Below are 19,504 nucleotides of genomic sequence, written 5' to 3' on the forward strand. Positions count from 1 at the left end.
TCATGGATATCAAACGCACGATCCTGATCGTCGCCCTGGCAATCGTGTCCTACGTTATGGTTCTTAAATGGAACCAGGACTATGGTCAGGCTGCCCTGCCGACTCAGAATGTTGCTTCCAGTACTACCGCACCGGGTCTACCGGATTCGGCTACTGGCAATAATGCTTCTGTCAGTGACGACATTCCACGCGCCGCAAGCGATACCAGTGCTACAGCACCTGCTGAAACTCCAGTAGCTGCAAGCAAAGACCTCATCCAGATCAAAACGGATGTGCTCAACCTGGCCATCGATCCACAAGGTGGTGATGTTGCCCAGCTGACGCTGCCGCTGTATCCACGTCGCCAGGACCATCCGGAAATCCCGTTCCAGTTGTTCGATAACGGCAACGAGCGGACTTATCTGGCTCAAAGCGGTTTGATCGGCACCGACGGTCCGGACGCAAGTCCTGCCGGTCGTCCGGTTTACGCTTCGGAGAAGAAGGTTTATCAACTGGCTGACGGTCAGGACCAATTGGTCGTAGACCTGAAGTTCAGCAAGGACGGCGTCAACTACATCAAGCGTTTCACACTGAAACGCGGCCTGTATGACGTAACTGTTTCTTACCTGATCGACAACGAAAGTGCCAAGCCTTGGTCGGGTGCGATGTTCGCCCAGCTGAAGCGTGACGCCAGCTCCGATCCTTCTTCCAGCACTGCCACCGGCACCGCCACTTACCTGGGCGCCGCCCTGTGGACCAGTAACGAGCCGTACAAGAAAGTGTCGATGAAAGACATGGACAAGGCTCAGCTGAAAGAAACCGTCAACGGGGGTTGGGTTGCCTGGTTGCAACACTACTTCGTGACCGCTTGGATTCCGGCGAAGGGCGAAAACAATGTCGTCCAGACCCGTAAAGACAGCAAAGGCAACTACATCATCGGCTATACCGCCCCGGCATTGACGGTTGCGCCAGGTGCTAAAGCTGAAGTGAGCGCCGTTCTGTACGCCGGCCCGAAAAGCCAGGCTGTGCTGAAACAGTTGTCCCCAGGTCTGGAACTGACCGTCGACTACGGCATCCTGTGGTTCATTGCCCAGCCAATTTTCTGGTTGCTGCAACATATCCACGCCATCGTCGGCAACTGGGGCTGGTCGATCATTTTCCTGACCATGCTGATCAAGGGTTTGTTCTTCCCACTGTCGGCTGCCAGCTACAAATCCATGGCGCGCATGCGTGCAGTGGCCCCGAAACTGGCCGCGCTGAAAGAGCAACATGGCGATGACCGGCAGAAAATGTCGCAAGCCATGATGGAGCTGTACAAGAAAGAGAAGATCAATCCGCTGGGTGGTTGCTTGCCAATCCTCGTGCAGATGCCGGTTTTCCTTTCGCTGTACTGGGTTCTGCTGGAAAGCGTTGAAATGCGCCAAGCGCCGTTCATGCTGTGGATTACTGACCTGTCGATCAAGGATCCGTTCTTCATTCTGCCGATCATCATGGGCGCAACCATGTTCATCCAGCAGCAGTTGAACCCGACACCACCGGATCCGATGCAGGCCAAGGTGATGAAGCTGATGCCAATCATCTTCACCTTCTTCTTCCTGTGGTTCCCGGCTGGTCTGGTGCTGTACTGGGTAGTGAACAACTGCCTGTCCATCACTCAACAGTGGTACATCACTCGTAAAATCGAACGGGCTACCAAAGCAGCCGCTTGATTTACACTGTGGATAACCACTCAAAACGCCCCCTAGTGGGGCGTTTTGCTATCTGTCACTTTTGTCTGGATACCGGTTTATGAGCGTTCCTCGTGAAACCATCGCAGCCGTTGCTACCGCTCAAGGTCGCGGCGGTGTGGGCATCGTCCGTATTTCCGGGCCGTTGGCGAGCCTTGCGGCCAAGGCCATCAGCGGTCGGGAATTGAAACCCCGGTTTGCCCATTACGGCCCGTTCCTCAGTGAGAACGAAGAGGTGCTGGACGAAGGCATTGCGCTTTATTTCCCGGGGCCGAACTCCTTCACCGGCGAAGACGTGCTTGAACTGCAGGGCCATGGCGGGCCGATTGTTCTGGATATGTTGCTCAAGCGTTGTCTGGAACTGGGCTGTCGCCTCGCCCGTCCCGGTGAATTCAGCGAGCGCGCCTTCCTCAATGACAAACTCGACCTGGCTCAGGCTGAAGCCATTGCTGACTTGATCGAGGCGAGTTCTGCACAAGCGGCACGAAATGCGCTGCGTTCCTTGCAAGGCGCATTTTCCCAGCGTGTGCATAACCTGACCGAGCAGCTGATAGGCCTGCGTATCTATGTCGAAGCGGCCATCGACTTCCCTGAAGAAGAAATCGACTTCCTGGCTGATGGTCATGTCTTGGCCATGCTCGACAAAGTGCGCGATGAATTATCCACAGTACTTCGCGAAGCCGGGCAAGGCGCCTTGCTGCGTGACGGCATGACCGTGGTGATTGCCGGTCGGCCGAATGCCGGTAAATCCAGCCTGTTGAATGCTCTGGCGGGTCGGGAAGCAGCGATCGTGACCGAAATTGCCGGCACAACCCGGGACATCCTGCGCGAACATATCCACATTGATGGCATGCCGCTGCACGTGGTGGATACCGCGGGTCTGCGAGATACCGACGATCACGTGGAAAAAATTGGCGTAGAACGCGCACTGAAAGCCATCGGCGAAGCGGATCGCGTGTTATTGGTCGTCGATGCAACGGCGCCTGAAGCGTTGGACCCCTTCGCTTTGTGGCCGGAATTCCTCGAAATCCGCCCGGATCCAGCGAAAGTCACGCTGATTCGTAACAAGGCTGATCTGACGGGGGAAGCCATTGCCCTGGAAGTCAGTGAAGATGGCCACGTCACCATCAGCCTGAGTGCCAAGTCTGCTGGCGAAGGCCTGGAGTTACTGCGCGACCATCTGAAGGCCTGCATGGGTTACGAGCAGACGTCGGAAAGTAGCTTCAGCGCACGCAGGCGTCACCTTGAGGCCCTGCGTCATGCCAGTGCATCCCTTGAGCATGGCCGCTCGCAATTGACCCTGGCCGGTGCTGGCGAGCTGTTGGCCGAGGATTTGCGTCAGGCGCAGCACTCGCTGGGTGAAATCACCGGTGCATTCAGCTCCGATGACCTGTTGGGACGAATCTTTTCCAGCTTCTGCATCGGTAAATAACCCTTTCGTTGTTCACAGACAGGCCATTCGCGCCTGTCTGTCCCCTCTTTTTTAAAAAATCGTCCCTCAGTGCCGAGCAGATAATGTCTGCTTGAGCGGTTTTCCTTCGCCCGGAATTAACCCGATACGCGCTTTTCTGTGGATTAAGCCCTGTGAATAACTGCCACTAAGGGCAGTTGATAACAGGGCCTGAAAACTGAAGATAACCACCTCTGTGGATAACCCCCCCTTTCATCCACAGGCTTAAACCGGTTATCCAAGGGGCTCTTGGCCACATGACCACAGGGTTTTAAATCTCTGTACACATTGATAATAAAGGCCTGTAGCGATCTATCCACAGAAAGGTGGCTCAGTAGAAATAAACATAAAAACAAAGATTTAATAAATTTCTCTCTTTTTAATTTCTATAACCCCGACTTCTCCACAGCTGGTTAAATTTTGTGCAAAGGGTTCTTTAGGAAGGGCGAAGTCCCTATACTTGTCGACCAGGTCCAGAAACCTGAGCTCAAACTATTCCTGATTACCTAACTGAAGCAGGCACGAGGTGCGTGGTGGATTTCCCTTCCCGTTTTGAAGTGATCGTCATCGGCGGCGGTCATGCCGGTACCGAGGCAGCACTGGCCTCAGCACGTATGGGTGCGAAAACCCTGTTGCTGACGCATAACGTGGAAACCCTCGGAGCAATGAGTTGCAACCCCGCCATTGGCGGGATCGGTAAAAGCCACCTGGTTAAAGAAATTGACGCCCTTGGCGGCGCAATGGCCATGGCTACCGACAAAGGTGGTATTCAATTTCGCGTGTTGAACAGCCGCAAAGGTCCGGCCGTACGTGCAACTCGCGCCCAGGCAGACCGGGTTCTGTACAAGGCCGCTGTCCGCGAAGCATTGGAAAACCAGCCGAACCTGTGGATATTTCAACAAGCCGCTGACGACCTGATCGTCGAACAGGAACAAGTGCGCGGTGTCGTCACCCAAATGGGCCTGCGTTTCCTCGCGGATTCCGTGGTGTTGACCACTGGCACCTTCCTCGGCGGACTTATCCACATCGGCATGCAGAATTACTCCGGCGGTCGTGCCGGTGATCCGCCATCGATCGCCCTGGCTCGCCGTCTGCGTGAATTGCCACTGCGTGTGGGTCGTTTGAAAACCGGTACGCCGCCGCGTATCGACGGTCGTTCTGTGGATTTCTCGGTAATGACCGAGCAAGCAGGCGATACGCCGATCCCGGTGATGTCGTTCATGGGTTCCAAAGAGCAACACCCGAAACAGGTGAGCTGCTGGATTACCCACACCAACAGCCGGACCCACGAAATCATTGCAGCGAACCTCGATCGTTCGCCGATGTATTCCGATGCGGGATTGATCGAAGGCATCGGTCCGCGTTATTGCCCGTCGATCGAAGACAAGATCCACCGCTTTGCCGACAAGGAAAGCCATCAGGTCTTTATCGAGCCGGAAGGTTTGACCACCCACGAGCTGTACCCGAACGGGATATCCACATCCCTGCCGTTCGACGTGCAATTGCAGATCGTGCAATCGATCCGCGGCATGGAAAACGCACACATCGTGCGTCCGGGCTACGCCATCGAATACGACTATTTCGACCCGCGTGACCTGAAATACAGCCTGGAAACCAAAGTGATTGGCGGGCTGTTTTTTGCCGGTCAAATCAACGGCACCACCGGTTACGAAGAAGCCGGCGCCCAGGGTTTGCTGGCCGGCGCCAACGCAGCACTGCGTGCACAGGGCAAAGATGCCTGGTGCCCGCGTCGCGACGAGGCGTACATCGGCGTATTGGTCGACGACCTGATTACGCTCGGAACCCAAGAGCCGTACCGGATGTTCACGTCTCGTGCCGAATACCGCCTGATCCTGCGCGAAGACAACGCCGACCTGCGTCTGACCGAAAAAGGTCGCGAGCTGGGTCTGGTCGATGACGCGCGTTGGGCGGCGTTCTGCAAGAAGCGCGAAAGCATCGACCTGGAAGAGCAACGCCTGAAAAGTACCTGGGTTCGCCCGGGCACCGAGCAGGGCGATGCGATTTCCGAGAAGTTCGGTACGCCGCTGACCCACGAATACAATTTGCTCAACCTGCTGAGCCGTCCGGAAATCGACTACGCTGGTCTGATTGCCGTGACCGGTGGGGGCGCAGAAGATCCACAGGTCGCCGAACAGGTCGAAATCAAGACCAAGTACGCCGGTTACATCGACCGTCAGCAGGATGAAATCGCACGCCTGCGGGCCAGCGAAGACACCAAACTGCCTGTGGATATCGATTACACGAACATTTCCGGTCTCTCCAAAGAGATCCAGAGCAAGCTCGGCGCGACCCGTCCTGAAACCCTGGGCCAGGCGTCACGTATTCCGGGCGTCACCCCGGCAGCCATTTCGCTGTTGATGATTCATTTGAAAAAACGCGGCGCGGGCCGTCAGTTGGAGCAAAGCGCTTGAGTTCGTTGGTCACCTCGCAACACGCCGAAGAGTTATCCACAGGTGCTCGCCAGCTCGGTGTCACACTGACAGAAACCCAGCACGCGCAGCTGCTGGGTTATCTGGCCCTGTTGATCAAATGGAACAAGGCCTACAACCTGACCGCCGTGCGCGATCCGGACGAAATGGTCTCTCGCCATCTGCTCGATAGTTTGAGCGTCATGTCGTTCATCGAAAACGGTCGCTGGCTGGACGTTGGCAGCGGTGGTGGCATGCCGGGCATTCCGTTGGCCATCCTGTTTCCCGAGTCGCAAGTGACCTGCCTGGACAGCAACGGGAAGAAAACCCGCTTCCTGACCCAGGTCAAACTCGAACTCAAACTGGATAACCTGCAAGTTATCCACAGCCGCGTCGAAGCTTTCCAGCCTGCACAGCCATTCAACGGGATTGTTTCCAGGGCGTTCAGCAGCATGGAAAACTTCAGTAACTGGACTCGCCACCTCGGCGATGCCGATACGCGCTGGCTGGCAATGAAGGGCGTTCATCCGGCCGATGAGCTGGTAGCATTGCCGGCAGACTTCCACCTCGATAGCGAACACGCCCTGGCCGTCCCTGGTTGCCAAGGCCAACGCCATCTGCTGATACTGCGCCGCACGGCATGATTGGGAACACAAGCAAGAATGGCTAAGGTATTCGCGATTGCGAACCAAAAGGGTGGTGTGGGTAAAACCACCACCTGCATCAACCTCGCAGCTTCCCTGGTCGCTACCAAGCGTCGGGTGCTGCTGATCGATCTCGATCCACAGGGCAACGCCACCATGGGTAGCGGTGTGGATAAACATGGTCTGGAAAACTCGGTCTACGACCTGCTGATCGGCGAATGTGACCTGGCCCAGGCCATGCACTACTCCGAGCATGGTGGTTACCAGCTGTTGCCGGCCAACCGCGACCTGACGGCGGCCGAAGTGGTTCTGCTGGAAATGCAGATGAAGGAAAGTCGCCTGCGCAGTGCATTGGCGCCAATCCGTGAAAACTACGATTACATTTTGATCGACTGCCCACCGTCGTTGTCGATGCTCACGCTGAACGCACTGGTGGCCGCCGATGGGGTGATTATCCCCATGCAGTGCGAATACTTCGCGCTCGAAGGTTTGAGCGACCTTGTGGATAACATCAAGCGCATCGCTGAACTGCTTAACCCGAATCTGAAAGTCGAAGGCCTGTTGCGGACCATGTACGACCCGCGCCTGAGCCTGATGAACGATGTGTCCGCGCAGCTCAAGGAACACTTCGGCGAGCAGCTTTACGACACCGTGATTCCGCGCAACATTCGCTTGGCTGAAGCGCCAAGTTATGGGATGCCGGCGTTGGCGTACGACAAGACTTCACGGGGCGCCATTGCCTACCTGGCCTTGGCGGGCGAAATGGTTCGCCGCCAGCGCAAAAACTCACGCACCGCCGCCGCTCAGGCAACTTAAGGAATCCCCATGGCCGTCAAGAAACGAGGTCTCGGACGTGGACTGGATGCACTGCTGAGTGGTCCGACTGTCAGCTCGCTGGAAGAACAAGCGGTACAAGCTGACCAACGTGAGCTGCAGCACCTGCCCCTGGACCTGATCCAGCGCGGCAAGTACCAACCCCGCCGGGACATGGATCCTCAAGCGCTGGAAGAGTTGGCGCAGTCGATCAAGGCCCAGGGCGTGATGCAGCCGATCGTGGTTCGCCCGATCGGCAGCGGTCGCTTCGAAATCATTGCCGGTGAACGCCGCTGGCGCGCCAGCCAGCAGGCTGGCCAGGAAACCATCCCGGCGATGGTTCGTGATGTGCCGGATGAAACGGCCATTGCCATGGCGCTGATCGAGAACATTCAACGCGAAGACCTCAATCCGATCGAAGAAGCCGTCGCGTTGCAGCGTTTGCAGCAGGAATTTCAGCTGACTCAGCAACAGGTTGCGGAGGCGGTGGGCAAATCCCGCGTGACCGTGGCCAACCTGCTACGCTTGATCGCGTTGCCGGAAGTTATCAAAACCATGCTGTCGCACGGTGACCTGGAAATGGGTCATGCGCGTGCTTTGCTCGGTTTGCCGGAGAATCAACAGGTAGAAGGGGCGCGACATGTTGTCGCACGGGGGCTGACGGTGCGCCAAACTGAAGCACTGGTTCGCCAGTGGTTGAGTGGCAAACAGGAGCCTGCCGAACCGGTAAAACCGGACCCTGATATAGCCCGACTCGAACAGCGCCTGGCCGAACGCCTAGGCTCTGCGGTGCAGATTCGCCACGGTAAGAAGGGGAAAGGGCAGTTGGTCATTGGTTACAACTCCCTCGACGAACTGCAAGGTGTGCTTGCGCACATTCGTTGAAACATTTCCTCATGTAGCGTGCAGTCGGAAATCACTACCTGACAGTTGAATAGGGGCTGAACCGCCCCTATACTCTGCGCGCATTTTGTCGGCACAAATTATGCCAAGTTATTGATTTCTGGCAGCCGACCATTGGAGAGAAAACGTGATGGAAAGACGCACGCCAAACCGCTTGCCGTTCCATCGCCTGGCAGTTTTTCCGGTGTTAATGGCTCAATTTGTCGTTTTGCTGATTGCTGCTTTGGCGCTTTGGCAATGGCATGGAGTCGTTGCCGGGTACTCAGGACTTTGCGGAGGCCTGATAGCCTTGCTTCCCAATGTTTATTTCGCTCACAGGGCATTTCGGTTTTCCGGCGCCCGAGCAGCTCAAGCCATTGTCCGGTCATTTTATGCCGGCGAGGCGGGCAAACTGATTTTGACGGCAGTGCTCTTTGCATTGACGTTTGCAGGTGTGAAGCCATTGGCGCCGCTAGCTGTATTCGGCGTCTTCGTGTTGACCCAACTGGTCAGCTGGTTCGCGCCCCTGCTGATGAGAACAAGACTTTCGAGACCTTAGGGCGTTTGAGGCAACCATGGCAGAAACAACCGCTTCGGGCTATATCCAGCACCACTTGCAGAACCTGACTTTCGGTCAGCTCCCAACTGGCGGGTGGGGTTTTGCCCACACCGCAGCAGAAGCCAAGGAAATGGGCTTCTGGGCTTTCCACGTCGATACCCTCGGCTGGTCGGTCGCGTTGGGTCTGATCTTCGTTCTTCTTTTCCGCATGGCGGCAAAGAAAGCGACTTCCGGTCAGCCTGGTGCTTTGCAGAACTTCGTTGAAGTATTGGTCGAATTCGTCGATGGCAGCGTGAAAGACAGCTTCCATGGCCGTAGCCCGGTGATTGCACCGCTGGCACTGACCATCTTCGTCTGGGTGTTCCTGATGAACGCCGTCGACCTGATCCCGGTCGACTGGATTCCTCAGCTGGCCATCCTGATTACCGGCGACCACCACATTCCGTTCCGTGCAGTGTCGACCACTGACCCGAACGCGACCCTGGGTATGGCCCTGTCGGTGTTCGCGCTGATCATTTTCTACAGCATCAAGGTCAAGGGCATCGGCGGCTTCATCGGCGAACTGACCCTGCACCCGTTCGGCAGCAAGAACATCTTCGTTCAGGCCCTGCTGATTCCGGTGAACTTCCTGCTGGAGTTCGTGACGCTGGTTGCCAAGCCAATCTCGCTGGCACTGCGTCTGTTCGGCAACATGTACGCCGGCGAACTGGTCTTCATTCTGATTGCTGTGATGTTCGGCAGCGGTCTGCTCTGGCTTAGCGGCCTGGGCGTAGTTCTGCAGTGGGCGTGGGCTGTGTTCCACATCCTGATCATCACCCTGCAGGCGTTTATCTTCATGATGCTGACCATCGTTTACCTTTCGATGGCGCACGAAGAGAACCATTAAGACCAGTCTCGACTAGTCTGATGTCCCACTCGGTCAAACGAGTGGGTGCCCGAACAGGGCTATGAAACGATTTGTTTTACCGCTTTAAAATCTAAAAAACCTAAACCATACGACGTAAAAGTCGGGAGGAAAGATGGAAACTGTAGTTGGTCTAACCGCTATCGCTGTTGCACTGTTGATCGGCCTGGGCGCACTGGGTACCGCAATTGGTTTCGGCCTGTTGGGCGGCAAGTTCCTGGAAGGCGCAGCGCGTCAGCCAGAAATGGTTCCAATGCTGCAAGTTAAAATGTTCATCGTTGCCGGTCTGCTCGACGCCGTCACCATGATCGGTGTTGGTATCGCTCTGTTCTTCACCTTCGCGAACCCATTCGTTGGTCAACTCGCTGGCTAATTACTCGAACCTTCGAGTAGTTGGTGTGATGTGTAACGAACGAGCGAGGTGTTGGCGTGAACATTAATGCAACCCTGATTGGCCAGTCCGTTGCGTTCTTCATTTTTGTACTGTTTTGCATGAAGTTCGTGTGGCCTCCGGTCATCGCGGCTTTGCACGAACGTCAGAAGAAGATTGCGGATGGACTGGACGCTGCCGCCCGAGCAGCTCGCGACCTGGAATTGGCCCAAGATAAAGCGGGTCAACAACTGCGCGAAGCTAAAGCTCAGGCAGCCGAAATCATTGAGCAAGCCAAGAAACGCGGTAACCAGATCGTTGAAGAGGCTGTTGAAAAGGCCCGTATCGACGCTGACCGTGTGAAGGTTCAGGCTCAGGCCGAGATCGAACAGGAACTGAACAGTGTCAAAGACGCGCTGCGTGCCCAACTGGGTGCTCTGGCCGTCGGCGGCGCCGAGAAGATCCTGGGTGCCACAATCGATCAAAACGCGCACGCGGAGCTGGTAAACAAACTGGCTGCTGAAATTTAAGCGAGGGCGATCATGGCAGAATTGACCACGTTGGCCCGACCTTACGCTAAGGCAGCCTTCGAGCACGCCCAGGCCCACCAGCAACTGGCCTCTTGGTCAGCCATGCTCGGCCTGGCTGCAGCAGTGTCGCAAGACGACACCATGCAGCGCGTGCTCAAGGCCCCGCGACTGACGAGCGCAAACAAGGCCGCCACGTTTATTGACGTGTGCGGCGACAAGTTTGATGCCAAGGCACAGAACTTCATTAACGTCGTTGCCGAAAACGACCGTCTCCCGCTGTTGCCGGAGATCGCCGCTCTGTTTGACCTGTACAAGGCCGAACAAGAGAAGTCGGTAGACGTTGAAGTCACCAGTGCTTTTGCATTGAACCAAGAACAGCAAGACAAACTCGCCAAGGTTCTCAGTGCACGACTCAACCGGGAAGTGCGCCTGCAAGTTGCGGAGGATGCCGCCCTTATTGGTGGTGTCATCATTCGCGCCGGCGACCTGGTAATCGATGGTTCGATTCGCGGCAAACTCGCGAATCTTGCCGAAGCATTGAAATCTTGAGTTTGAAGGGGCAGCAGAGCAATGCAGCAACTCAATCCTTCCGAAATAAGTGAAATTATCAAGGGCCGCATCGACAAGCTCGATGTGACCTCCCAAGCCCGTAACGAAGGCACTGTCGTCAGCGTATCTGACGGTATCGTGCGGATTCACGGTCTGGCCGACGTAATGTACGGCGAGATGATCGAGTTTCCGGGCGGCGTCTTCGGTATGGCTCTCAACCTGGAGCAAGACTCTGTAGGTGCCGTTGTATTGGGCGCATACCAGACTCTGGCTGAAGGCATGAGCGCCAAGTGCACCGGCCGTATCCTCGAAGTTCCGGTTGGTAAGGAACTGCTGGGTCGCGTAGTCGACGCACTGGGTAACCCAGTTGATGGCAAAGGTCCGCTGAACAACACCTTGACCGACGCGGTCGAGAAAGTTGCTCCAGGCGTGATCTGGCGTAAGTCGGTAGACCAGCCTGTACAGACTGGCTACAAGGCTGTCGATGCCATGATCCCTGTCGGCCGTGGCCAGCGTGAGCTGATCATCGGTGACCGTCAGATCGGTAAAACCGCTCTGGCGATCGACGCGATCATCAACCAGAAAGACAGCGGCATTTTCTGCGTCTACGTAGCCATTGGTCAGAAACAATCGACCATCGCCAACGTGGTTCGCAAGCTGGAAGAGAACGGCGCACTGGCTAACACCATCGTCGTGGCAGCGAGCGCTTCGGAATCTGCAGCACTGCAATTCCTGGCACCGTACTCCGGTTGCACCATGGGTGAATTCTTCCGCGACCGCGGTGAAGACGCGCTGATCGTTTATGACGATCTGTCCAAGCAAGCAGTGGCTTACCGCCAGATTTCCCTGCTGCTGCGCCGTCCACCAGGCCGTGAAGCTTACCCAGGCGACGTGTTCTATCTCCACTCCCGTCTGCTGGAGCGCGCATCCCGCGTTTCGGAAGAATACGTAGAGAAGTTCACCAACGGCGCAGTGACCGGCAAAACCGGTTCCCTGACCGCACTGCCGATCATCGAAACCCAGGCTGGCGACGTTTCCGCGTTCGTTCCGACCAACGTGATTTCCATCACCGACGGTCAGATCTTCCTGGAATCGGCCATGTTCAACTCCGGGATCCGTCCTGCTGTGAACGCCGGTGTTTCGGTATCCCGTGTGGGTGGTGCCGCTCAGACCAAGATCATCAAGAAGCTCTCCGGTGGTATCCGTACCGCTCTGGCTCAGTACCGTGAACTGGCGGCATTCGCCCAGTTCGCTTCTGACCTGGACGAAGCGACCCGTAAGCAACTTGAGCATGGTCAGCGCGTTACCGAGCTGATGAAGCAGAAGCAATACGCACCTATGTCGATCGCTGACATGGCGCTGTCGCTGTATGCCGCTGAGCGTGGGTTCCTGACTGACGTCGAAATCGCCAAGATCGGCAGCTTTGAACAAGCGCTGATTGCTTTCTTCAACCGCGATCACGCCGAATTGATGGCGAAGATCAACGTGAAGGGTGACTTCAATGACGAAATCGATGCTGGCATGAAAGCCGGTATCGAGAAGTTCAAGGCCACCCAAACCTGGTAAGCCGCAGCGGGAGCCGCAAGGCTCCCGCTTGCTAACCTGATAGGTGTTACATGGCAGGCGCAAAAGAGATTCGCAGTAAGATTGCGAGCATCAAAAGCACGCAAAAGATTACCAGCGCCATGGAAAAAGTGGCGGTCAGTAAAATGCGCAAGGCACAAATGCGCATGGCTGCTAGCCGTCCTTACGCGGAGCGCATCCGCCAGGTTATTGGTCATTTGGCCAACGCCAACCCGGAATATCGCCACCCGTTCATGATCGACCGCGAAATCAAGCGCGTCGGTTACGTCGTGGTGAGCAGTGACCGTGGTTTGTGTGGTGGTTTGAACACCAACCTGTTCAAGGCCCTGGTCAAGGACATGGCGGTAAACCGCGAAAACGGCGTCGAGATCGATCTGTGTGTAGTGGGTAGCAAGGGTGCGGCTTTCTTCCGCAACTTCGGCGGCAACGTCGTAGCAGCTATCAGCCACCTGGGTGAAGAGCCGTCGATCAATGACTTGATCGGCAGCGTCAAGGTGATGCTGGATGCCTACCTGGACGGCCGTATTGATCGCCTGTCCGTGGTGTCCAACAAGTTCATCAACACCATGACGCAAACGCCTACCGTGGAGCAGTTGATTCCATTGGTGGCAACCCCGGATCAAGGCCTCAAGCACCACTGGGACTATCTCTACGAACCGGATGCCAAAGAGCTGCTTGACGGCTTGATGGTCCGTTACGTGGAGTCGCAGGTCTACCAGGCGGTGGTCGAGAACAACGCGGCTGAACAAGCTGCGCGGATGATCGCGATGAAGAACGCTACCGACAACGCCGGTGATTTGATCAGCGATTTGCAGCTGGTCTACAACAAGGCGCGTCAGGCTGCGATCACCCAAGAGATCTCGGAAATCGTCGGCGGCGCTGCCGCGGTTTAACGGTTCAAATATTCAGAGGATCCAGCTATGAGTAGCGGACGTATCGTTCAAATCATCGGCGCCGTTATCGACGTGGAATTCCCACGCGACAGCGTACCGAGCATCTACAACGCGCTGACTGTACAAAGCGCGGCCGCAACCACTCTGGAAGTTCAGCAACAGCTGGGCGACGGCGTGGTTCGTACCATTGCGATGGGCTCCACCGAGGGCTTGAAGCGTGGTCTGGACGTCATCGACTCCGGCGCAGCCATTTCCGTACCGGTCGGTAAAGCGACTCTGGGCCGGATCATGGACGTTCTGGGCAACCCGATCGACGAAGCTGGCCCGATCGACACCGACGAGCGCTGGGGCATTCACCGTCCTGCGCCAACCTTCGCAGAACAAGCGGGCGGCAACGACCTGCTGGAAACCGGCATCAAGGTTATCGACCTGGTTTGCCCGTTCGCCAAGGGTGGTAAAGTCGGTCTGTTCGGTGGTGCCGGTGTAGGCAAAACCGTAAACATGATGGAACTGATCCGTAACATCGCCATCGAGCACAGCGGTTATTCCGTGTTCGCCGGTGTGGGTGAGCGTACTCGTGAGGGTAACGACTTCTACCACGAGATGAAGGATTCCAACGTTCTGGACAAAGTGGCACTGGTTTACGGTCAGATGAACGAGCCGCCGGGTAACCGTCTGCGCGTAGCACTGACCGGCTTGACCATGGCCGAGAAGTTCCGTGACGAAGGTAACGACGTTCTGCTGTTCGTCGACAACATCTATCGTTACACCCTGGCCGGTACTGAAGTATCCGCACTGCTGGGCCGTATGCCTTCCGCAGTAGGTTACCAGCCGACCCTGGCCGAAGAGATGGGTACTCTGCAAGAGCGTATCACTTCGACCAAAAACGGTTCGATCACCTCGATCCAAGCGGTATACGTACCTGCGGATGACTTGACTGACCCGTCGCCAGCGACCACCTTCGCCCACTTGGACGCCACCGTCGTTCTGTCCCGTGACATCGCTTCCCTGGGTATCTACCCAGCGGTCGATCCACTCGACTCGACTTCGCGCCAGCTGGACCCGAACGTAATCGGCCAGGACCACTACGACACCGCTCGCGGTGTACAGTATGTTCTGCAGCGTTACAAAGAACTGAAGGACATCATTGCGATCCTGGGTATGGACGAGCTGTCGGAAGCCGACAAGCAGTTGGTAAACCGTGCTCGTAAGATCCAGCGTTTCTTGTCGCAGCCGTTCTTCGTGGCTGAAGTCTTCACCGGTGCTTCGGGTAAATACGTTTCCCTGAAAGACACCATTGCTGGCTTCAAAGGCATCCTCAACGGTGACTACGACCACCTGCCAGAACAAGCGTTCTACATGGTCGGCGGCATCGAAGAAGCGATCGAGAAAGCCAAGAAACTGTAATCCCGGCGCCCGGAAACGGGCGCTAATTTAGGTTGAGGCAATCAGATGGCTATGACAGTCCATTGCGATATCGTCAGCGCGGAAGGAGAAATCTTTTCCGGTCTGGTCGAGATGGTGATTGCGCACGGTGCACTGGGTGATCTTGGTATCGCCCTGGGTCACGCGCCGTTGATCACTAATCTCAAGCCGGGCCCGATCCGCCTGGTCAAGCAGGGCGGGGAAGAGGAGGTGTATTACATCTCCGGTGGTTTCCTCGAAGTTCAGCCGAACATGGTCAAGGTTCTTGCCGACACCGTGCAACGTGCTGTCGACCTGGATGAAGCCTCCGCTCAGGAAGCCGTCAAGGCTGCCGAGAAAGCCCTGCATGAGCGGGGCGCGGAATTCGACTATGGTTCTGCTTCCGCACGTCTGGCCGAGGCTGCAGCACAGCTGCGCACCGTCCAGCAGATCCGCAAGAAGTTTGGCCGCTAATAGGCCATCACTTGTTGCGCGATTGATTAAAAAGGGTAGCCTCGGCTACCCTTTTTTCTTTTCCGACGTTCATAACCTGGTCGCAGCCGCTGACCACCCAGGATTGGTAGCCAGTCATGTCACTTGAAATCGTTATTCTCGCTGCCGGCCAAGGCACGCGCATGCGTTCGGCGTTGCCGAAAGTTCTGCACCCGATTGCCGGCAACTCGATGCTTGGCCATGTTATCCACAGCGCCCGCCAACTTGATCCACAGCGCATCCATGTGGTGATCGGCCATGGCGCTGAAGCCGTACGTGAGCGCCTGGCGGCGGATGACCTGAATTTCGTCCTTCAGGACAAACAATTGGGTACCGGTCATGCCGTGGCTCAGGCTGTGCCGTTCATTGAGTCCGATACCGTACTCATTCTCTACGGCGACGTGCCGCTGATTGAAGTCGACACCCTGCAACGCCTGCTCAAGAAAGTCGCGCCGCAACAACTGGGCCTGTTGACTGTCGAGCTGGACGACCCGACGGGCTATGGCCGCATCGTCCGCGATGACGCTGGCAAGGTCACGGCAATCGTTGAGCAAAAAGACGCCAACGAAGCCGAGCGTGCGATCACTGAAGGCAACACCGGGATTCTCGCCCTGCCTTTCGCCCAACTGGGTAGCTGGATGAGCCGTCTCTCCAACAACAATGCCCAGGGCGAGTATTACCTGACTGACGTGATCGCCATGGCGGTCAACGATGGTTTGGTGGTCGCCACCGAGCAGCCGCACGACGCCATGGAAGTGCAGGGCGCCAACGACCGCAAGCAACTTTCCGAACTCGAGCGTCACTATCAATTGCGCGCCGGCCGCCGTTTGATGGCCCAAGGCGCGACCCTGCGCGACCCGGCTCGTTTCGATGTGCGCGGCGAAGTCACCGTTGGCCGCGATGTGCTGATCGACATCAACGTGATCCTCGAAGGCAAAGTCGTCATTGAAGACGACGTGGTGATCGGCCCGAACTGTGTGATCAAGGACAGCACCCTGCGCAAAGGCGTGGTGATCAAGGCCAACAGCCATATCGAAGGTGCGATTCTGGGCGAAGGCAGCGATGCAGGCCCATTCGCACGCCTGCGTCCGGGCACTGTCCTTGACGCGCGCGCGCATGTGGGTAACTTTGTTGAACTGAAGAACGCTCACTTGGGCGAAGGCGCGAAGGCCGGTCACCTGACTTACCTGGGTGATGCCGAGGTCGGCGCGCGCACCAACATTGGCGCGGGCACCATCACGTGCAACTACGACGGCGCCAACAAGTGGAAAACCGTGCTGGGTGAAGACGTTTTCATCGGTTCCAACAATTCGTTGGTAGCGCCTGTGGATATCTCTTCCGGTGCGACCACGGCGGCCGGTTCAACCATTACGCAGAATGTGGATAACGCACAATTGGCGGTAGGTCGGGCACGGCAGAAGAATATCGACGGCTGGAAGCGGCCGGAGAAGGTCAAGAAGAGCTGAGTTATCCACAGCCCTTCTAAACAACAAAATCGCAGCCTGAGAACGGCCTTCAGAGCCCTCACCTCAAGCTGCGATTTTTTTTGGTTATACACAGGCCTTTTTATCCCAACACGCTTGACGAAGTTTCGCCGATAGGTTTTGATTGCTTCCGTTATCTTTCGAATCGAAACTTACTAAGCCATGTCGAAGCGCAATACACCCCAACGCCGCCACAATATCCTCACCTTGCTCAACGAGCAGGGCGAAGTCAGTGTGGACGAGCTGGCAAAACGCTTCGAAACGTCGGAAGTTACGATTCGCAAGGATCTGGCGGCGCTTGAGAGTAATGGCCTGCTGCTACGTCGTTACGGCGGAGCGATCACCATGCCTCAAGAATTGGTGGCTGACATCGGCCAACCTGTCTCCAAATACAAACAAGCCATTGCTCGCGCCGCGGTCACGCGGATTCGCGAGCATGCGCGGATCATCATCGACAGCGGCAGTACCACGGCGGCCATGATCCCGGAACTCGGTCAGCAACCAGGGCTGGTGGTGATGACCAACTCGTTGCACGTGGCCAATGCCTTGAGCGAGCTTGAGCACGAACCGGTGCTGTTGATGACCGGCGGCACCTGGGACCCGCATTCCGAGTCCTTTCAGGGGCAGGTCGCTGAGCAGGTACTACGCTCTTACGACTTTGATCAGTTGTTTATCGGTGCCGATGGCATCGACCTGGTCCGCGGTACGACCACCTTCAACGAATTGCTGGGGCTCAGCCGGGTCATGGCCGAAGTCGCCCGTGAAGTCGTCGTGATGGTGGAGGCCGATAAGATCGGCCGCAAAATCCCCAACCTGGAACTGCCATGGAGCAGCGTCCATACCCTTATTACCGATGATCGCTTGCCGCTGGAGGCACGCGATCAGATTCAGGCCCGCGGCATCAATTTGATTTGCGCGGCTGTCAGTCAGGAGAAATAGCATGTGTGGAATTGTCGGCGCAGTCGCAGAACGTAACATCACCGCCATCTTGCTCGAAGGCCTCAAGCGCCTGGAATACCGTGGCTACGACAGCGCCGGTGTGGCGGTCTTCACCAACGATGAGAAACTCGAGCGCATGCGTCGTCCGGGCAAGGTCAGCGAGCTGGAACTGGCACTCGAGGCCGAGCCTCTGGTCGGTCGCCTCGGCATCGCCCACACCCGTTGGGCCACCCACGGCGCGCCGTGCGAGCGCAACGCCCACCCGCATTTCTCCGGCGACCTGGCCGTGGTGCACAACGGCATCATCGAAAACCACGAAGCCCTGCGTGAACAGCTGAAAGCCTTGGGTTATGTGTTCACCTCGGACACCGACACCGAAGTCATCGCTCACCTGCTGAACCACAAACTCAAGGATTTGCCCGACCTGACCGCGGCCCTCAAAGCCACCGTCAAAGAGTTGCACGGTGCTTACGGCCTGGCGGTCATCAGCGCCAAGCAGCCGGATCGCCTGGTCGCCGCTCGCAGTGGTAGCCCGTTGGTGATTGGTCTGGGCCTGGGTGAAAACTTCCTCGCTTCCGACCAATTGGCCCTGCGTCAGGTCACTGACCGTTTCATGTACCTGGAAGAAGGCGATATCGCCGAAATTCGCCGCGACAGCGTGCATATCTGGGACGTTGACGGCAAAGCTGTCGAGCGCGAAACCGTGCAGTACCGCGACGGTGCCGAAGCCGCCGACAAGGGCGAGTTCCGCCACTTCATGCTCAAGGAAATCCACGAGCAACCGTCTGTTGTTCAGCGCACCCTCGAAGGCCGCCTGAGCCCGAACGGCGTGCTGGTACAGGCATTCGGTCCACAGGCTGCCGAGCTGTTCGCCAAAGTGCGCAACGTGCAGATCGTTGCCTGCGGCACCAGCTATCACGCCGGTATGGTTGCCCGTTACTGGCTCGAAGAGTTGGCCGGGATCCCGTGCCAGGTCGAAGTTGCCAGCGAATTCCGCTACCGCAAAGTCGTGGTGCAACCCGACACGCTGTTCGTGACCATTTCCCAGTCCGGCGAAACCGCCGACACCCTGGCTGCCCTGCGCAACGCCAAGGAACTGGGTTTCCTCGCGAGCCTGGCGATCTGCAACGTAGGCATCAGTTCGCTGGTGCGTGAATCCGACCTGACCCTGCTGACCCAGGCCGGTCGCGAAATCGGCGTGGCCTCGACCAAAGCCTTCACCACTCAATTGGTAGGCCTGCTGTTGCTGACCCTGTCCCTGGGGCAGGTTCGCGGCACTTTGGCCAAGGGCGTCGAAGCCACATTGGTCGAAGAACTGCGCCGTCTGCCAACCCGTTTGGGCGAAGCCTTGGCCATGGACAGCACCGTGGAGAAAATCGCCGAGCTGTTCGCCGAGAAAAACCACACGCTGTTCCTCGGCCGTGGTGCGCAATTCCCGGTAGCGATGGAAGGAGCCCTGAAACTCAAGGAAATCTCCTACATCCACGCTGAAGCCTACCCGGCTGGCGAACTGAAACACGGTCCGTTGGCGCTTGTGGATAACGACATGCCGGTGGTGACTGTGGCGCCGAACAACGAGCTGCTGGAGAAGTTGAAATCCAACCTCCAGGAAGTCCGCGCCCGTGGTGGCCAGTTGATCGTCTTCGCAGACGAGAAAGCCGGCATGACCAATGGCGAAGGCACGCACGTTGTGCACATGCCGCACATCCACGACATCCTGTCGCCGATCCTCTACACCATCCCGCTGCAGTTGCTGTCGTACTACGTTGCTGTGCTGAAAGGCACGGACGTTGACCAGCCGCGTAATCTGGCGAAGTCGGTGACAGTGGAATAAGTTATCCACAGGTGACCGAAACCCTTAAAAATCGCAGC

Annotated in this window: 18 protein-coding genes; all 18 read left to right on the plus strand. The window is 57.0% G+C overall.

Annotated features, from left to right (window positions below; all coding sequences use genetic code 11):
- Positions 1–2: 2 nt before the first annotated feature.
- On the plus strand, positions 3–1,688 hold the full coding sequence (yidC, locus tag D882_RS0127530; protein ID WP_027926204.1) for a membrane protein insertase YidC: 1,686 nt from the start codon (positions 3–5) through the stop codon (positions 1,686–1,688).
- A gap of 79 nt (positions 1,689–1,767) precedes the next feature.
- Positions 1,768–3,138: a tRNA uridine-5-carboxymethylaminomethyl(34) synthesis GTPase MnmE gene (gene mnmE, locus D882_RS0127535; RefSeq protein ID WP_027926205.1), complete on the plus strand. Its 1,371-nt coding sequence runs from the start codon at positions 1,768–1,770 to the stop codon at positions 3,136–3,138.
- A gap of 551 nt (positions 3,139–3,689) precedes the next feature.
- The gene (mnmG, locus tag D882_RS0127540) at positions 3,690–5,588 is read left to right on the plus strand and encodes a tRNA uridine-5-carboxymethylaminomethyl(34) synthesis enzyme MnmG (RefSeq protein WP_027926206.1); all 1,899 of its coding nucleotides are present in this window, start codon (positions 3,690–3,692) and stop codon (positions 5,586–5,588) included.
- A complete protein-coding gene (gene rsmG, locus D882_RS0127545; RefSeq protein ID WP_027926207.1) occupies positions 5,585–6,229 on the plus strand; it encodes a 16S rRNA (guanine(527)-N(7))-methyltransferase RsmG in 645 nt (214 codons plus the stop codon). The genes mnmG and rsmG overlap by 4 nt, the downstream gene beginning before the upstream one ends.
- An 18-nt stretch (positions 6,230–6,247) precedes the next feature.
- Complete coding sequence (locus tag D882_RS0127550) at positions 6,248–7,045, plus strand: ParA family protein (protein ID WP_027926208.1); 798 nt, start codon at positions 6,248–6,250, stop codon at positions 7,043–7,045.
- Between the two features lie 9 nt (positions 7,046–7,054).
- The gene (locus D882_RS0127555; protein WP_008027541.1) at positions 7,055–7,927 is read left to right on the plus strand and encodes a ParB/RepB/Spo0J family partition protein; all 873 of its coding nucleotides are present in this window, start codon (positions 7,055–7,057) and stop codon (positions 7,925–7,927) included.
- 148 nt (positions 7,928–8,075) lie between these two features.
- Positions 8,076–8,483, plus strand: a complete 408-nt coding sequence (locus tag D882_RS0127560; protein ID WP_027926209.1) for a F0F1 ATP synthase subunit I — start codon at positions 8,076–8,078, stop codon at positions 8,481–8,483.
- Between the two features lie 16 nt (positions 8,484–8,499).
- Positions 8,500–9,369, plus strand: coding sequence for a F0F1 ATP synthase subunit A (atpB, locus tag D882_RS0127565; protein ID WP_027926210.1), 870 nt, complete (start codon positions 8,500–8,502; stop codon positions 9,367–9,369).
- A gap of 133 nt (positions 9,370–9,502) precedes the next feature.
- Positions 9,503–9,760 (plus strand): F0F1 ATP synthase subunit C, encoded by a 258-nt coding sequence (atpE, locus tag D882_RS0127570; protein ID WP_002555987.1) that lies wholly within the window; start codon positions 9,503–9,505, stop codon positions 9,758–9,760.
- 56 nt (positions 9,761–9,816) lie between these two features.
- Positions 9,817–10,287, plus strand: a complete 471-nt coding sequence (locus tag D882_RS0127575) for a F0F1 ATP synthase subunit B (protein ID WP_008027535.1) — start codon at positions 9,817–9,819, stop codon at positions 10,285–10,287.
- Between the two features lie 12 nt (positions 10,288–10,299).
- Positions 10,300–10,836 (plus strand): F0F1 ATP synthase subunit delta, encoded by a 537-nt coding sequence (locus tag D882_RS0127580; protein WP_027926211.1) that lies wholly within the window; start codon positions 10,300–10,302, stop codon positions 10,834–10,836.
- 21 nt (positions 10,837–10,857) lie between these two features.
- The gene (gene atpA, locus D882_RS0127585) at positions 10,858–12,402 is read left to right on the plus strand and encodes a F0F1 ATP synthase subunit alpha (RefSeq protein WP_027926212.1); all 1,545 of its coding nucleotides are present in this window, start codon (positions 10,858–10,860) and stop codon (positions 12,400–12,402) included.
- 50 nt (positions 12,403–12,452) lie between these two features.
- Positions 12,453–13,313 (plus strand): F0F1 ATP synthase subunit gamma, encoded by an 861-nt coding sequence (atpG, locus tag D882_RS0127590; RefSeq protein ID WP_027926213.1) that lies wholly within the window; start codon positions 12,453–12,455, stop codon positions 13,311–13,313.
- 27 nt (positions 13,314–13,340) lie between these two features.
- Complete coding sequence (gene atpD / locus D882_RS0127595) at positions 13,341–14,720, plus strand: F0F1 ATP synthase subunit beta (protein WP_027926214.1); 1,380 nt, start codon at positions 13,341–13,343, stop codon at positions 14,718–14,720.
- Between the two features lie 45 nt (positions 14,721–14,765).
- Positions 14,766–15,191: a F0F1 ATP synthase subunit epsilon gene (locus D882_RS0127600; RefSeq protein WP_027926215.1), complete on the plus strand. Its 426-nt coding sequence runs from the start codon at positions 14,766–14,768 to the stop codon at positions 15,189–15,191.
- A gap of 116 nt (positions 15,192–15,307) precedes the next feature.
- Positions 15,308–16,675 (plus strand): bifunctional UDP-N-acetylglucosamine diphosphorylase/glucosamine-1-phosphate N-acetyltransferase GlmU, encoded by a 1,368-nt coding sequence (gene glmU / locus D882_RS0127605; protein WP_027926216.1) that lies wholly within the window; start codon positions 15,308–15,310, stop codon positions 16,673–16,675.
- Between the two features lie 180 nt (positions 16,676–16,855).
- Positions 16,856–17,632 carry a DeoR/GlpR family DNA-binding transcription regulator gene (locus D882_RS0127610; RefSeq protein WP_027926217.1) on the plus strand — a complete coding sequence of 259 codons (777 nt, stop codon included), beginning with the start codon at positions 16,856–16,858 and terminating at the stop codon, positions 17,630–17,632.
- 1 nt (position 17,633) lies between these two features.
- Positions 17,634–19,466 (plus strand): glutamine--fructose-6-phosphate transaminase (isomerizing), encoded by a 1,833-nt coding sequence (gene glmS / locus D882_RS0127615; RefSeq protein ID WP_027926218.1) that lies wholly within the window; start codon positions 17,634–17,636, stop codon positions 19,464–19,466.
- Positions 19,467–19,504 lie beyond the last annotated feature (38 nt).

This window comes from Pseudomonas sp. URMO17WK12:I12 (assembly GCF_000514395.1).
Taxonomy (GTDB): Bacteria; Pseudomonadota; Gammaproteobacteria; order Pseudomonadales; family Pseudomonadaceae; genus Aquipseudomonas; species Aquipseudomonas mucoides.

Excerpts from the sequence above, each read along its gene's own strand:
- glmS (WP_027926218.1), top strand. The coding sequence starts at position 17,634 with ATGTGTGGAATTGTCGGCGCAGTCGCAGAACGTAACATCACCGCCATC.
- D882_RS0127560 (WP_027926209.1), top strand. The coding sequence starts at position 8,076 with ATGGAAAGACGCACGCCAAACCGCTTGCCGTTCCATCGCCTGGCAGTT.
- atpG (WP_027926213.1), top strand. The coding sequence starts at position 12,453 with ATGGCAGGCGCAAAAGAGATTCGCAGTAAGATTGCGAGCATCAAAAGC.
- D882_RS0127580 (WP_027926211.1), top strand. The coding sequence starts at position 10,300 with ATGGCAGAATTGACCACGTTGGCCCGACCTTACGCTAAGGCAGCCTTC.
- D882_RS0127555 (WP_008027541.1), top strand. The coding sequence starts at position 7,055 with ATGGCCGTCAAGAAACGAGGTCTCGGACGTGGACTGGATGCACTGCTG.
- D882_RS0127550 (WP_027926208.1), top strand. The coding sequence starts at position 6,248 with ATGGCTAAGGTATTCGCGATTGCGAACCAAAAGGGTGGTGTGGGTAAA.
- atpE (WP_002555987.1), top strand. The coding sequence starts at position 9,503 with ATGGAAACTGTAGTTGGTCTAACCGCTATCGCTGTTGCACTGTTGATC.
- yidC (WP_027926204.1), top strand. The coding sequence starts at position 3 with ATGGATATCAAACGCACGATCCTGATCGTCGCCCTGGCAATCGTGTCC.
- D882_RS0127600 (WP_027926215.1), top strand. The coding sequence starts at position 14,766 with ATGGCTATGACAGTCCATTGCGATATCGTCAGCGCGGAAGGAGAAATC.
- D882_RS0127610 (WP_027926217.1), top strand. The coding sequence starts at position 16,856 with ATGTCGAAGCGCAATACACCCCAACGCCGCCACAATATCCTCACCTTG.
- atpD (WP_027926214.1), top strand. The coding sequence starts at position 13,341 with ATGAGTAGCGGACGTATCGTTCAAATCATCGGCGCCGTTATCGACGTG.
- atpA (WP_027926212.1), top strand. The coding sequence starts at position 10,858 with ATGCAGCAACTCAATCCTTCCGAAATAAGTGAAATTATCAAGGGCCGC.
- atpB (WP_027926210.1), top strand. The coding sequence starts at position 8,500 with ATGGCAGAAACAACCGCTTCGGGCTATATCCAGCACCACTTGCAGAAC.
- glmU (WP_027926216.1), top strand. The coding sequence starts at position 15,308 with ATGTCACTTGAAATCGTTATTCTCGCTGCCGGCCAAGGCACGCGCATG.
- mnmE (WP_027926205.1), top strand. The coding sequence starts at position 1,768 with ATGAGCGTTCCTCGTGAAACCATCGCAGCCGTTGCTACCGCTCAAGGT.